This window comes from Streptomyces sp. NPDC029292 (assembly GCF_055569295.1).
Genome location: NZ_JBVHXR010000006.1, coordinates 114,761 through 128,894, shown reverse-complemented (window position 1 = coordinate 128,894; position 14,134 = coordinate 114,761). Strand labels below are relative to the sequence as shown.

The window sequence follows — 14,134 nt, the reverse complement described above, 5'->3', positions numbered from 1 at the left end:
ACGCGATGTTCACCCCGCAAGGTCCCACCCTCCGAGAACTGGCCGTCCAGGCCCTCTCGTCCGTCGAGCACGGCTACGACCTGCTCGCCCCGAAGTTCGATCACACGCCGTTCCGGACACCCGACTCGATCCTCGACGCGGTGGGTCGGGCGCTGCGCCCGCTGGGCCCCTTCGACGCCGGGCTCGACCTGTGCTGTGGCACGGGTGCGGGCATGGACGTCCTGAGGATGCTGTGCCGGGAGAGCGTCACCGGGGTTGACATCAGCGCGGGGATGCTGGAGGTGGGGCGGGAGCAGGAGGGGGAGCGGGCGGCGGTCGAGGCCCGGGGGCGTGTGCGCCCTGGCGCGCGAGAGAGTGCGAGCCCCGCCGGGCAGGAGGGCGTGAGCCCCGGCGGGCAGGAGCGTACGCGCCCCGGCGGAGCGCCGTATCTCGCTTGGGTGCGCGGTGATGCCCGCGCCCTGCCCTTCGGACCCGTCTTCGACCTCGTCGTGAGCTTCGGCGCGTTCGGGCACTTCCTGCCGCGGGAGCTGCCGGGCCTGTTCGCCCAGGTCCACTCCGTACTGCGACCGGGCGGGCGCTTCGCGTTCCCGATCGCGGCCCCGCCCCGGCCGAGCTCCCCCTGGTACTGGGCCCTGCTGGCCTTCGACACGGCGATGCGGGTGCGCAACGCCGTCTGGCGTCCGCCGTTCGTCATGTACTACCGGGCGTTCCGGCTCGACGACGTACGCCGGGAGCTCCTGCGGGCGGGGTTCGAGGTCGAGCTCCGCGCCCTGCCCGAATTCGGGCAGCGGCCGGACGGCAGCCCGCGATGCCGCATGGTCGTGGCCACGCGGGGAAGCGGCACGACACCCGCCTAGGTGCCCAAGGCCCACCTGTCGGGGGAGACGTCCGTCCTGGAGAGTATTTGTTTTTCCAACTCGCATGGATATAGCGGGTCTGCTTTTCGAACTGACCGGCTCATGTCTTTCGACAGAACCGACCGTGCGAGGAAACGCGATGAGGGCCTCACCACCTGACAGCACGCATGCCGACGGCGCGCACGACACCGTGGCCCGTATCGACAGTCGATCACCGAGCAGCGGCTCGAAGGCGCCATCGGTCACGTCTGCCACGTCGGCCTCAAGGCTGTTCCCGCACCCCGCCCAGCGCCAGCGTCACCGCCGCGTCCGGCCCCAACTCATGTCCCTCGCGCACCGCTTCGAGGAAGCGGGCGTCGCCGAGCGCCGCCCGCAGGCGGCGTACGTACTCCCGCCGGAAGACGGTCGTCTCGGAGTTGCCGAGCCCGGGGAGCCCGGCCGCGTACCAGAGACGTCTGCTGACGCCGAGGAGCTGGGCGGCGAGCTCCGGCTCGCCCCGGCACGCCTGCGCGGCCACCAGCAGGTCGGTGACCGCGGCGGCGCCGAGCCGGTCGTGCACGCGCCACTTGGCGGCCAGCGCCTCGCGTCCGGTGCGCAGCGCGTCGTCCGGGTGTCCCAGACCGATCCCGGAGAGCGAGACGAAGAAGTCGCCCCAGGCCCGCATCCACAGTTCACCGCGTTTCGCGCAGTCCGCACGCAGCCGTTCGGCCACCACCGCGCACCGCTCGAACGCGCCCTGGCCGGCCAGGAGATACGCCTGCACGGCGAGCGTCAGCAACTGGAAGAACTCCGCGCCTCCGCCACCTCCGGGCCACTGCGGGGCGCTTCCGTACAGCACGACCGAACGCGCCGACTCCCCGCGCACGGCCAGGCTCGCGCCGGTCAACGGCAGGGCGGGGACCGGGAGGTGCCGCTCCGCGGCGAGCCAGACGTACGCGGCGCTCACGGACTCCGCGGCGTCCAGATCGTCGGGTACGACGGTGACCAGGCGGTGCGTCCAGATGGCCAGCGTGTGCTCGGGGCCGAGGTCGTGCACCCGGCGCAGCGCCCGCTCCAGATAGCCGCGCCCCTCTTCGGCGAAGCCGCAGGCGAACCAGAAGTACCAGAGTGTGCCCGCGAGTTCGAGCGCGGTCTCCGGTTCGGGCGCCGCCAGGCACTCCTCCATCGCCAGCCGCAGGTTGCCGTGCTCCACGGTGAGCCGCTCGGCCCACACCCGCTGGCCGGGGCCGAGCCACTCGGCCTCGCCCTGCCGGGCGATCCAGCGGTAGTAGTCCCGATGGCGACGGCGTACGGCCTCCTGCTCGCCGAGGCCGTTCAGCCACTCGGCGCCGAACGAGAGGACCGTGTCGAGCATCCGGTACCGCACCGCCGCGCCGTCGCCCTCGCGGGTCACGATGGACTTCTCGGTGAGCGAGGCGAGCAGCGCGAGGATCTCCTCGGCGTCCAACGGGCCTCCGTGGCACACGAATTCGGCGGCCTCCACGTCCCAGCCGCCAGCGAAGACCGAAAGACGCGCCCAGATCAGCCGCTCCAGCGGGGTGCACAGCTGATGGCTCCAGCCGATCGTGGTACGCAGCGTCTGATGGCGGGCCAGGCGCGGGCGGGCGGGCGAGACGAGCAGGTCGAAGCGGGAGTCGAGGCCTTCCAGGAGTCGGTCCAGGGGGAAGCCGCGCAGCCGGACCGCGGCCAGTTCCAGGGCCAGCGGAATCCCGTCGAGGCGGGCGCACACGGCGGCCACGCTCGCCCGGTTGGCGTCGGTCAGCGCGAACGACGGCACGGCCGCCGCGGCGCGCGCCGAGAACAGCGCCACCGCGTCGTCACGTTCGCCGAGCGGCAGTGGTGCCACCGCCAGCAGGTGCTCGCCGGGTACGCCCAACGGCTGCCGGCTGGTGGCCACAATGCGCAACTCCGGTACGTTCGCGAGGAGTTCCTGCGCCACCCGCGCGCACTCGTCGAGTACGTGCTCGCAGGTGTCGAGGAGGAGCAGTGGCGGGGCCCCGGCGAGGTGCTCGCAGAGACCCTCAAGCAGCGGCCGGAGGGTCTGTTCGGTGAGCCGTGTCGCCTGTGCCACCGCGTTGGTGAGCAGATCCGGGTTCTGCAGCTCCGACAGCTCCACGAGCCACACCCCGCCCGGGAACGCTCCGCGTGCGGCATGCGCGGCTCTGAGCGCGAGCCGCGACTTGCCGACACCCCCGGGGCCCGTGAGCGTGACGAGGCGCGTGGCGCCCAACAGGCGTGAGATGTCGGCGAGTTCGTCCTTCCGCCCGACGAAGACGTTGGCCTCGGCGGGCAGATTGCCGGTCCTTCCGTTGCGCACTGAGGCCGCCATCGTTCCCCCTCGCCGCACCCGATGGCGGTCACCATAACCCCCTCACGCCGAGGCCGCGTCAGGCGTAGCGTGGATGGAGCCCGGCACACCGAGTGGCGACCTTGGGGGGTGCGGGGAATGGCTGTCGTACCGGCGCTGCGAGCCGTCGGGCAGATGCGTCCCGGAGACCATCTGCTCCTCGGCTACGACACGGACGAGGAGCGCGAGACCGTACTCGCCGCGTTCCTCCTCGACGGGCTGGCCAGTGGACAGCGCGGGCTCGTACTGACGCCGGGGGACATCCCGGCGGGCCTGGCGCTCTCCTTCCTGGAGGCGCACGGCTGCCCCGTGGATGACGAGATCGCGGTCGGCCGGCTGGCGGTCGATCCGCATCTGGCCGCGCCCGAAGGACTGTGGGACCTGGACGAGGTGATCCGCCGGGAGGCGCGCCGCGCGGTCGGTGACGGCTTCCTCGGCCTGCGCGTCAGCATGGAGGTGCTGCGCGGCGGGGCGGACAAGGGGCTCAAGATGCTGCACGACAGCGAGCTCCTCCTCGACCCCGTCTTCGCCTCCCTGCCCGTGCTCGGCATCTGCCAGTACGACCGCCGGATCTTCGACGAGGACGAACTGGCCCCGCTCGACGGACTGCACCATGGCCGGGTCGCCGCCGACCTCGTCTGGCACGACGAGCTGCTCTCCATCACGCGCACCTTCGCGCCGCCCGGCCTGGCCCTCGCCGGGGAGATCGACGACACGAACGTCACCGCCGTGGCCCGCGCCCTGCACGCCGAGACGGCCCGCGCCCGCGCCCGCACCGCGAACGGCATCCGCACCCGTCTCGACCTGCGCGATCTGCGTTTCGTCGACGTCGGCGCGCTGCGCCTGCTGGTCTTCTCGGCGCTCGCCCTGTACGCGGCGGGCGGCACCCTCGTCCTTTTCGGCGTCGCCCCGCACGTCCAGCGGGTGATGCGGGTGACCGGCTGGGACCGCGTGCCCGGCCTGCGCATGGAAGGAGAAGACCCGCCATGACCCGCACCGGGTTCGTCCACCAGGCGCTGTGCTACGGCTCGGACGAAGAATTCCTCGAAGGGAGCCTCGAGTTCACCCGCGACGGCCTGGACGCGGGTGACGCCGTCCTCGCCGTCGTCAGGGACCACAACATCCCCGTCCTCGAAGCGGCACTCGGCAGCAGCTCCTACGGGGTCGAGTTCGTCGACGCCGACGACTGGTACCGCTATCCCTCCCGCACCCTCGGCCAGTACCACGCGTACTTCGCGGACCACGGCAGCGACCGCCGCGTCCGGATCATCGGCGAGCCAGTCTGGGCGGGCCGCACGGAGTTCGAGGCCCGCGAGTGGACGCGCTACGAGTCGCTGCTGAACGTCGCCTTCGCCGGCTCGGGCCACTGGATCCTGTGCCCCTACGACACCCGCACCCTCCCTGCCGACGTCGTGCGCACCGCGACCCGTACCCACCCCGAACTCGCCCTCGGCGCCCGCACATCGGCCCCCAGCGGACGCTACGCAGACCCGGCCGACTTCTACGCCGAGTGCGACGCCGACCGGCCCGCGTCCCGCCTGCCCGGTGACTGCGACGACATCCGGTTCGGGCGCGGCCAGGCGGCGGCCGTGCGCGGTGCCCTCGCCGCGTACGCCCGCCGCTCGGGGATGCCCGAGCAGCGGACGTACGACATGGTGGCGGCGGTGCACGAGGCGGTGGTCAACGCCGTGCGGTTCGGCGGCGGGGGCGGTGTGCTGCGGCTGGGCAGCGACCCCCATTACGTGATCTGTGAAGTCTCCGACGACGGCGCGCGCGACTCCGCGATGCCCGCGCGGTTCCCGGGCCATCTGCCGCCCGACCCGCGGGCCGTGGGCGGCCACGGGATGTGGGTGGTACGGCAGTTGAGTGATCTCGTCGCCGAGGACCTCGGGACCACGGGCTCCACGGTACGCATGTACTTCCGTCGCCCCGGGGACCTCACCCGGCCGCCGGCAGGGTGAACTCGTAGACCAGGGCGTCCTGTTGGGCGTCCACCACGAGGTCGGTGATCTCCAGGGGCCGGTCGTACTGGTCGCGCACCCGCCGGGTGACCCGTACGGACCCCGGCAGCCGTGTGATCGAGTCCCGGTGGTGCAGGGTCAGACCGGCCTTGCGCATCCAGTCGTACGCCCGCCGCAGTTGCGCCGACGCGGTGCCGTCCGCGCGGTCGCGGTAGCGGGCGAGTTCCTCGACCTCGGAAACGGCGACGGCCGAGAAGGACGTCACGGCCGTCCGCAGCCCGCTGCCGTCCGCCGCGGCCGACTCGTAGCGGTGGACCAGCGTCGGCCGGCGCGGGGCGAGCCCCAGGGCCTGTGCGTGTTCTGGCGGGGGAGCCTCCCAGGTCACGGTGGTCCGGTGGACGGCGCATGGTTCGGCGGTGTGCGCCCCGACGGGGAAGTCGAGGGACGGGACGTGCTCGGCCGTGGTCCCGGGGAGCGTCGCGTGGCTGCCGCGCCGGTCGGTGGAGACCAGACCGCCGCGCCGCAGCATCTGCAGCGCCTGCCGTACGGTCTCGCGGCTCACGCCGAACCGGGCAGCCAACTCCCGCTCACCCGGCAGGCGTTCGCCGGGCGGAATGGTTCCGTCGCGCAGTTCGCCGAGCAACTGCGCGGCGATCCGTGCGTAACGGGGATCGTGGTCGGATGGGTGGGTGGTGCGGGCCATGTCCGCGCCTCCTGCGTGGTGACAAGACGTAGCCGTGCGGGCTCATTCCGCGACCACATCTAGCATTGGTCTAAACCACCAGGGAAGAGCGGCCGGGCAGTTCGGCCGATTTCAGCCCGCACCCTCCGGGCGATAGGGGCGCGTTCAGAGTGCGCTGTACAGGGCGTCCACGAGCGCCATCTTCCTTGGGTCGTCGGCGATGTGCGGGCCCATGCGGTTCATGACGTACCCCAGGGAGACGCCCGCCTCCGGGTCGGCGAGACCGCAGGAGCCGCCGAAGCCGTCATGTCCGAAAGCCCTCGGGTTGGGTCCGTACGAGCCGTTGGGCCCGCTCAGCCACAACCCGAGCCCGATCTCCGTCTCGTGCTCGAACCCGGCGCCGAGGACCAGGTCACGGCAGCTGCCCTGCCCCTCGCGCACCCGCTCGGCGGCCTCCGGCGAGAGCACCTGCCGGGTGCCGTACGTGCCCCGCCGGGCGAAGATCCCGTAGAGCGCGGCGACCGCGCGGGCCGTGCCGTGGCCGTTGGCGGCCGGGATCTCGGCCGCCCGCCACTGCGCGGTGTTGGCCTCGGCGGCGCCGACCGGCGGATTGGTGAGGGCGGCCACTGCCGCGGGCGTCAACTGGGCGAAGATCGCAGCCTGTTCACTCCTTGACGCGGCCGGCGGATGCACCAGCTCGGCCACCCGGTCGGCCTCCTTCTCCGGCAGCCCGATGGTGAAGTCGATCCCGAGCGGCCCGGTCACCTCCCGCTCCAGGAACGCGCCCGGCAGCAGCCCCGACACCCGCCGCACCACCTCGCCGACCAGGTGGCCGAAGGTGAGCGCGTGATAGCCGGACCGCGTCCCCGGCTCCCACCAGGGCTCCTGGGCCGCAAGGCGCTCGACGGTCAGCTCCCAGTCGCAGAGCTGCGCGAGTGTGTGCGGCTCCCGCAGCCCGGCCAGCCCCGCGCGGTGCGACAGCAGATGCCGTACGAGGACGGACTCCTTGCCCGCCGCCGCGAACTCCGGCCAGTACGAGGCCACCGGGGCGTCGAAGTCGAGCAGCCCGCGATCGGCCAGGATGTGCGCGCACAACGAGGCCGGACCCTTCGACGTCGACCACACGTTGACCAGCGTCTCCCGCTCCCAGGGGCGGGTGCGCGCGGCGTCGGCCCAGCCGCCCCACAGATCCACCACGGTCTCCCCGTCGAGCGTGACCGTCACGGCAGCGCCCAGTTCACCCCGGTCGCGGAAGTTCTCCTCGAAGGCGTCGCGCACCCCCGAGAAGCGTGCGTCGCAGTGGCCTTGAACGTGAGGCGCGTGCTGGGACATGGGACCTCCGTCGCCCGTCGGGACACCGGAGCGCGACGGTGCGCCCCGGACGACCCGAACGTACCGACTGGTCGGACTGGAGGGAAGCCAGGGATCGCATCGGCCCGTCGTCCCGGCCACGGTCGCGGCGAAGGGGACGGCGGGCCGAGGGCACCTGCCTAGGTGAGGAAGAGGGAGCCGGTCGGTTCCTGGTGGCCGGCGAGGGAGTGCCAGTAGTCCCGCGTCTCCACGGCCAGCCCGTCCGCGTCGAAGCGCACGAAGACACAGCCCGCGAGGGTCGAGGGCTCCCCGTTCTCCTCGGCGAGGACGCGGAACTCGGCCGCCGCCACCCCGTCCGGTCCGACGACGGGCGCCGAGAACCGCACGTCGACGGTCCGCTCGCCCGCGAACGACCAGCGCACATACGCGGCGAGTTCGTCCCGCCCCCGGTGCGGCTCGCGGAACGGCATGGACCGGTGGACGCACCCGTCGGCGTACAACTCCACGATCGCCTCGACGTCGTGTGCCGCCCAGGCCCGCTCCCACACCCGGACGAACCGCTCCGCGGCCTGCGCCGTCCTCATCGGACTCCTCAGAGGTGCCCGGGCAGCCAGCTCAGCTTGGCCGCCTCCTGGTAGGGGCCGCCGCCCTCGTGGTCGTTGAAGTCGTACACCTCGATCGCCTTGTCGCCATGGGCCCACGCGTTGAAGGCGGCGAAGATCGTGGAGGGCGGGCAGGTCTGGTCCTCCAGGGCGACCGAGAAGAGGGCGGGCGACCGGCCGCGCGCCGCGAAGTGCACCCCGTCGAAATAGGACAGCGTGCGCAGGACGTCGTCGGTGCGGCCGCGGTGGGTCTTGAGGTAGCTGCCGATCTCCCGGTACGGGTGCCGGTCCGTCAGCACCGTCGCGCGGGGGAAGTCGCACAGGAACGGCACGTCCGGCGCGATCGCGGCCAGGTCGGGGACCAGACCGCCCACCGCGATGGTGATGCCGCCGCCCTGGCTCCCGCCGACGGCCGCCACGCGCCCCGCGTCGACCAGCGGATGTGAGCGGGCCGCCTCCACCGCGCGCACCCCGTCCGTGAACACGCGGCGGTAGTAGTAGTTCTCGGGGGCATCGACACCACGGGTCATGAAACCGGGGAACGCGGGCGCGCTGCCCACCGGATCCGGGGTCTCGCCGCCGCCCCAGGCACTGCCCTGACCGCGGGTGTCCATCACGAAGTGCGCGAAGCCCGCCGAGGCCCACAGCAGATGTGTGTGCGGAAGGCCGCGCCCGCCGCCGTACCCGACGAACTCGACGACCGCGGGCAGCGGGGAGTTCGCCCAGGCGGGCAGCGTCAGCCAGCCCTTGACCGGGTGCCCGCCGAACCCGGCGAACGTGACGTCGTAGACCTTGACGGTCTTGAGGTGCGTCTCGACCGGCTCGAAGCGGGCGGCGAGGTCGTGCTCGCGGGCCTCCTGGAGTGTCTTGGCCCAGAAGGCGTCGAAGTCCTCGGGCTCGGCGGACGCGCTGCGGTACTCGCGGAGTTCGTCGAGAGGGAGGTCGAACAGGGCCATGAAGGACCACCTTTGACATCAGGATGCGGGTGATCACACCGTACGTGGGGCACCGTCAGGGCCGCCAGGCCTTACTTCCTGTCGGACAGAAACCGCTTCCATCCGGAGTCCCGGAACCGGTCCGACCGCACGCTGCGCCTCCGCGACCAGCACTTGGCATTCATGGTGATGCCCCTCCTCGCTCCCATCCCGACCCGGTGTCGGGCGAACACGCGTCACGCTAGGGACCGCCGTCCGCGCGTGCCATGTCACGCATGCACAATCCGCGGGCGGGTGCTTCGGGAACGCCGGGTCGGCGGGTCCCGGTGCACAAGAGGGAGGGCGGGCCGTGTCACCGGTGCACAGCCCGGCCGCCCGCCTCAGGCGGCCGGCAGGGAGGGGCGGCCGGTGCTGGCGTGGAGCGCGAAGGCCAGCGGACGTACACCGCTGAGCACATGTCCATGTTCGTCGGGCATGTCACCCCCGTCCGGACCCACCAGGAGGTCGCGCTGAATCAGCGGGGCGGCCGCCCGGAGATGACTGCGGACGGTCACCGCCGCCAAGTCGAGGGCCGCGGCCGTCCGTTGGGTGTGGGTGTCGTTCTCCAGCCAGGCGCGGAGGGTGCGCAGCAGATCGCGGCGGTCGGTCCTGATCGGCTCGAGGAACGAGCGCGCCCAGGCGTGGACCTCCGGTGTGGAGAGCATCGCGGTGAAATCCGCGGCCGGGTCCGGCGAACGTTCGTCGTGCCCGTACTTGACGACGACCTTGAGCGCCGCGGAGACGACCACCCGGTTCAGGACGTGACCGCGGTCGAGACCGATCAGATCGAAGCCCTTGCTGACGCGGTGCGTCACGGTGTTGCGGTGCACCCCGAGGAGCCGGCCGACGGCCGTGTGCTGGAGCTCGAGCCCCAACTCCAGCGTGCGCACCAGTTGTTCACGCTGCCCCGTCGGCAGCGTCAGTACCGGACGCAGCAGCGTGCCCGCCCAACGGCGTGCCGTCTCCAGGGGAAGTACGTCCACGAGGTCGGCCCGCTCCTCGGCGAGGGCGACTCTGCCGGGCATTCGGCGCGCTCGCACCAAAGAGGTGGCCGCCTGCGCGTAGGCGTCCCCGACTTCGCTGAGCGGGTGCACCCGGCTGCCGCCCATGTGGTGCCCCGGCAACGACGCGACGACCCGCCGAAGCGCCTGGTGCACGCTCTGCGGAGCGTCCTCGGCGTCGAACAACGGATCCACCGCGATCAGGTGGTTGAAGACCGGGCACCGCGCCAGCAGCACCCGTCCGCCCACGGCGCTCTCGGCCTGCCGGAGCGTCACCTCACGGTCCTCCCGCGCGCAGTCGATCACCAGGACGCGTACGGCCTCGGTCGCGAGCAGCCCCGGTGCCAGCCCGGCCATCACGCGCTGAGCGGCCATCTCCTCGCCCACCAGCAGCAGTTGAAGGACACTCAGATGAACTCCGCGCTGTGCCTCGGCCAAGGGGTGCCGCAACCGCGCCTGCTCGATCAGGCCCAGCGCCTTGGCCGCGTGCCGTACGAGATCGGTGCCGACGTCGTCGAACGGACGGCGTGCGCGCACCGACAGCACCGCGGCCGAACCCGCCGAGGCCAGCGGGACCGACCGGGTGTGCGGTGAGGCGGGTTCGGTCGCGGGCCGCACGGCCTGCTGGGCGAGCAGCGGGGCGAGTGCGCCGGGCGCAGTCTCCGGCGCCGCGGCCAGGACACCCCGCTGTGGATCACTGACGAGTACGTCGCCTTCCACGGCGGCCGCCAGCCAGTCCGCGATCCGTTTCATCGCGCCCGCGTCCGCGTCCGCGAGCCGGTCCGGAAGCCGGTTGAGCAGGGCGGTGAGCTGATCGGCGTGCCACTCGGCGTGCCGGTAGCGGTACTCGCGCAGCCGTGGGATCAGCTCGTGCCAGGCGCGCAGCGCCTTGGTCGTGGTCAGCAGGGGTACGTCGAGCCGGGCGGCCGAACTGCGAATCGCCACCGGAACGTTGCGCACGCCATGCCGAGGGACCACCACGGCGAGGCCCGCGACCCGCTTCCGCGACAGCTCGCGCAACAACAACTCGACCCCGTCATGGATCGCCTCCCGGTCGGAGACCCAGTAGTCACCGATCACCACCAGCGCGTCCCTGACGTCACCCAGGCGGCTGCCCGCGGCGGAGGTCATCGACACGACCCGCACGGAATCCACCACGCGGTCGCTGGTCGGGCCTCCGTCGGCGAAGCGGAGACAGAAGTCGGGCTCGTCGCACAGCGTGCCCAGCGTAGGCATTGCGTCCCTCCCGTGGGGTGAGTCAGGTCGTGAAGCCGTGGACCGGCCGGCTCATGGTCACTGCGAGTATTCAACTCCCCACTGTCACCGTCTCGTTCAGCGGCCACCGTGAGAGGCCGGATGGTGACGGCTCGTCGGCTCTCACCGAGTGGAGGGGCGCATGGGCGGGGACCTATGCCCAAGCTGCGCCTGGACGAGTTGCTGGAGGAGCTCCAGGGGCGGATCGAGTCCGTCCGCGGCACCCGCGACCGGCTGCAGGGCCTGCTGGAGGCGGTGCTCTCGGTGGGGCGTGAGCTCGATCTCGCGCAGGGGCTGCGCCGGATCGTCGAAGCCGCCGTCGTCCTGGTGGACGCCGATTACGGAGCGCTCGGTGTCATCGGACAGCAGCAGAAGCTCGCCCAGTTCATCCCCGTGGGCGTCAGTGACGCGGTGTGGTCCGCGATCGGCGACCTGCCCTCCGGGCACACGGCCTGCTCGAGCGTCCACGGTGGGCCGCGCGCCGAATCCCGCGCGTACGACTGATCCGCGCCCGCTGTGGAACCCGCGCACCACCGCGTGCAGCGAACAGGAGCCACCATGGCGAAGGACCGTCCAGCAGCACTCGAAGCGCACTGGTGCACCGTCAACTCCCTGACCATCGGCCAAATCTGCCCGGGGCCGCCGAGTGGTCCCGGACCGGCTGACCGCCCGACTCCCGAAAGGCAGCAGCCATGAGCCCCGGCACCCGCACCATCACCGTCGGCATCGACGGCTCGCGCGCCAGCCTGGACGCCGCCGACTGGGCGGCCCGCGAGGCCCGGCGGCGCCGCCTCCCGCTGCGTCTGCTGCACGCGGGTCCCGGACCGGTCACACCCGCGCGGATCCCGGACGTCGACGTCCCCGCCGGGCGCACCCGCACCGCTCTCGACCGGGCCGCGATCCAACTGTCGTACGCCCACCCGGCGTTGGACATCATTGCCCGCGCCACCGAGGCGCCCGCCGTCCCGGCGCTGCTCGCGGCGGCGGCCGACTCCGAGCCCCTGGTCCTCGGTTCGCGCGGCTTCACCGGGTTCGCGAGTTACCAGGTCGGCACGGTTGCCCTCGCGGTCGCGGCCCGCGCCGAACGCCCGGTCGTCCTCGTGCGCGCGGGCGAACGCCCCGAGGACGAACGCATGCCCACCGTCGACGGTTCACCGCCGAGCGCCGCCCCGTACCTGCCGGTGGTCCTCGGCCTCGACCTGGACCACCCGGCCGACGACCTCATCGGCTTCGCCTTCGACACGGCCGCCGTTCGCTCCGCGCCCCTGCACGTGGTGCACACCTGGGCCCTGCCCCCGACAGGTGGCTACACGTCCGGCATACTCCTGCCCGGCGACACCACTGAGCAGGAGGACGGCAAGTGGCATGTGCTGACCGGCACGTTGCAGCCGTGGCGCCACAAGTTCCCCGAGACGGCCGTCTCCGAGCTGGTCGTCTACGGCCACCCCGGCCACCATCTGCTCACGGCGTCCACCCACGCCGGTCTGCTGGTCATCGGGCGCCGGACGGGCGAGGGCCTGGGCCGCGCCGCGCACTCGCTGATCCACCACGCCACGTGCCCGGTCGCGGTGGTGCCGCACAGCTGACGGCGGGACCCGGAGAGCGTCTCAGCCGAACCGCTCGATGCGGATGCGGTCCACCGGCTGACCCGCCTCCACCAGCAACCGCGAGGCGTGCTCCGCGAACCCGTTGGAGCCGCACACATAGGCCTCCCACCCACCGGCAGGCTGCTCGGCCAGGAGCGGCGCCACATGTGCGGCCGCCATACGTCCCACCGGCACACCATCCGGCGCGCCGCGCGTGAAGACGGGCGTGGTCTCCTCGCCGTACTCCCGCGCGTAGATGAGTTCTTCGGGGCTGCGCGCGGAGACGAGCAGTCGCAGCGGCACGTCCAGACCGCTCGCACGATGGTGCCGCAGCATCGACATCAGCGGTACGACACCCGATCCGGCGCCGATCAGCAGTGCGGGCCGGTCGCCCGGCCAGGCGAAGAAGCCGCTGAGCGGGCCACGCACCTCCACCGAGTCACCGGGCTTGGCCACGGTGTGGAACCAGCCGGAGACCTCGCCGCCCTCGACATGATCCAGGGTCAGCTCGATGTGCCCGTCGTCCTCGGGCGGTGACGCGATGGAGTAGTGGCGCTGCGCCACATATCCGTCCTCGGCGGTCAGCCGCAGCATCAGATGCTGCCCGGGCAGATGCCCCATCCACCGCGGAACCGCGAACCGGAAGGTGGCCGCGTGCGGCGTCTCCCGGCGGATCTCGGTGAGCGTGGCCGTCTGCCAGGTGGCGGCGGCACGATTGCTCACGGCGATCCGTCCGGGCACGGCGAAGCGCGTCGGGGGTACGAAGGTCTCGGTCATCGTCTCAGTCACCGGAGTAGCGCTGCTCTTCCCAGGGGTTGCCGCGTGCGTGATAGCCGTTCTGCTCCCAGAATCCCGGCTCGTCGTGGTCGAGGATCCTGAGGCCCGCGATCCACTTGGCGCTCTTCCAGAAGTACAGGTGCGGCACGATCAGCCGCGCCGGGCCACCGTGTTCGGCGGGCAGCGGCTTCCCGTCGTACTCCCACACGATCCAGGCACGGCCGCCGGTGAGGTCGGCGAGCGGAAGGTTCGTGGTGTAGCCGGTGTGCGAGTAAGCGACGGCGTGCGTGGCACGCGCGTCCGGTCGTACGGCGTCCAGGAACGCGTCCAGGGACACGCCCCCGAAGCGCACCCCGAACTTCGACCAGCTCGTCACGCAGTGGATGTCGCCCTCGTACGCCGAAGCGGGCAGCGCGTGCGCCTGCTCCCAGCTCCAGGTGCGCGGCTCGGCCACCAGACCGTCGACCCGGAAGGTCCACTCCGCGGGGGCCAGGTCGGGCGTGACCTCGGCGGACAGCACGGGCCAGTCGTCGCCCGCGTCGTACTGGCCGGGCGGCAGTCCGGCGTTGTCGACGCGCGAGCGTCCGGTGAAGCCTCGGGTGACGTTCATACGGGTGGTGCCTCCAGGCCGCCCCACGCGGCGGCCCGCGGGTCGGGCGTGATCAATGCTTACGCATTCAACCGTACGCGTTGGTGGACCGTGCTCCGGGCCGGGGCCGGATCCCGATCATTGCGGCGGTATGAACTCTCCGGGAGCCCGGGAATAGCCGCGGCGCGATCTT

12 protein-coding genes and 1 pseudogene are annotated in these 14,134 nt (G+C 72.2%); 5 read left to right on the top strand and 8 right to left on the bottom strand.

Going from position 1 to position 14,134, the window contains the following annotated elements; genetic code table 11:
- Positions 1-5 precede the first annotated feature (5 nt).
- Positions 6-857: a class I SAM-dependent methyltransferase gene (locus ACZ4WS_RS15800; RefSeq protein WP_467980742.1), complete on the top strand. Its 852-nt coding sequence runs from the start codon at positions 6-8 to the stop codon at positions 855-857.
- Between the two features lie 262 nt (positions 858-1,119).
- On the opposite strand, the gene ACZ4WS_RS15795 is transcribed toward ACZ4WS_RS15800, so the two are convergent.
- Positions 1,120-3,186, bottom strand: a complete 2,067-nt coding sequence (locus tag ACZ4WS_RS15795; protein WP_467980741.1) for an ATP-binding protein — start codon at positions 3,184-3,186, stop codon at positions 1,120-1,122.
- Between the two features lie 117 nt (positions 3,187-3,303).
- Between ACZ4WS_RS15795 and ACZ4WS_RS15790 the strand changes: the two genes are divergently transcribed.
- A complete protein-coding gene (locus tag ACZ4WS_RS15790; RefSeq protein ID WP_467980739.1) occupies positions 3,304-4,194 on the top strand; it encodes an MEDS domain-containing protein in 891 nt (296 codons plus the stop codon).
- Positions 4,191-5,165, top strand: a complete 975-nt coding sequence (locus ACZ4WS_RS15785; protein ID WP_467980737.1) for an anti-sigma factor RsbA family regulatory protein — start codon at positions 4,191-4,193, stop codon at positions 5,163-5,165. The genes ACZ4WS_RS15790 and ACZ4WS_RS15785 overlap by 4 nt, the downstream gene beginning before the upstream one ends.
- Here ACZ4WS_RS15785 and ACZ4WS_RS15780 read toward each other — a convergent pair.
- The 5 genes from ACZ4WS_RS15780 to ACZ4WS_RS15760 form a co-directional block, all read right to left on the bottom strand.
- Complete coding sequence (locus tag ACZ4WS_RS15780) at positions 5,143-5,868, bottom strand: GntR family transcriptional regulator (RefSeq protein ID WP_467980735.1); 726 nt, start codon at positions 5,866-5,868, stop codon at positions 5,143-5,145. The genes ACZ4WS_RS15785 and ACZ4WS_RS15780 overlap by 23 nt on opposite strands.
- 144 nt (positions 5,869-6,012) lie before the next feature.
- Positions 6,013-7,179: a serine hydrolase domain-containing protein gene (locus ACZ4WS_RS15775; RefSeq protein WP_467980734.1), complete on the bottom strand. Its 1,167-nt coding sequence runs from the start codon at positions 7,177-7,179 to the stop codon at positions 6,013-6,015.
- Positions 7,180-7,337: 158 nt separating this feature from the next.
- Complete coding sequence (locus tag ACZ4WS_RS15770; protein ID WP_467980732.1) at positions 7,338-7,742, bottom strand: nuclear transport factor 2 family protein; 405 nt, start codon at positions 7,740-7,742, stop codon at positions 7,338-7,340.
- 8 nt (positions 7,743-7,750) lie between these two features.
- On the bottom strand, positions 7,751-8,716 hold the full coding sequence (locus ACZ4WS_RS15765) for an acetylxylan esterase (RefSeq protein ID WP_467980730.1): 966 nt from the start codon (positions 8,714-8,716) through the stop codon (positions 7,751-7,753).
- 359 nt (positions 8,717-9,075) lie between these two features.
- Positions 9,076-10,971: a hypothetical protein gene (locus tag ACZ4WS_RS15760; protein ID WP_467980728.1), complete on the bottom strand. Its 1,896-nt coding sequence runs from the start codon at positions 10,969-10,971 to the stop codon at positions 9,076-9,078.
- A 120-nt stretch (positions 10,972-11,091) separates the two neighbouring features.
- On the opposite strand from ACZ4WS_RS15760, the pseudogene ACZ4WS_RS15755 reads away from it, so the two are divergent.
- A pseudogene (locus tag ACZ4WS_RS15755) lies at positions 11,092-11,436 on the top strand (histidine kinase); the annotation flags it as partial.
- A gap of 245 nt (positions 11,437-11,681) precedes the next feature.
- Positions 11,682-12,575 carry a universal stress protein gene (locus ACZ4WS_RS15750; protein WP_467980726.1) on the top strand — a complete coding sequence of 298 codons (894 nt, stop codon included), beginning with the start codon at positions 11,682-11,684 and terminating at the stop codon, positions 12,573-12,575.
- Positions 12,576-12,596: 21 nt separating this feature from the next.
- Here ACZ4WS_RS15750 and ACZ4WS_RS15745 read toward each other — a convergent pair whose 3' ends face one another.
- Both ACZ4WS_RS15745 and ACZ4WS_RS15740 read right to left on the bottom strand, forming a co-directional pair.
- Positions 12,597-13,352, bottom strand: coding sequence for a ferredoxin reductase (locus ACZ4WS_RS15745; protein ID WP_467980724.1), 756 nt, complete (start codon positions 13,350-13,352; stop codon positions 12,597-12,599).
- A 4-nt stretch (positions 13,353-13,356) separates the two neighbouring features.
- Positions 13,357-13,962: a sulfite oxidase-like oxidoreductase gene (locus ACZ4WS_RS15740; protein ID WP_467980723.1), complete on the bottom strand. Its 606-nt coding sequence runs from the start codon at positions 13,960-13,962 to the stop codon at positions 13,357-13,359.
- Positions 13,963-14,134 lie beyond the last annotated feature (172 nt).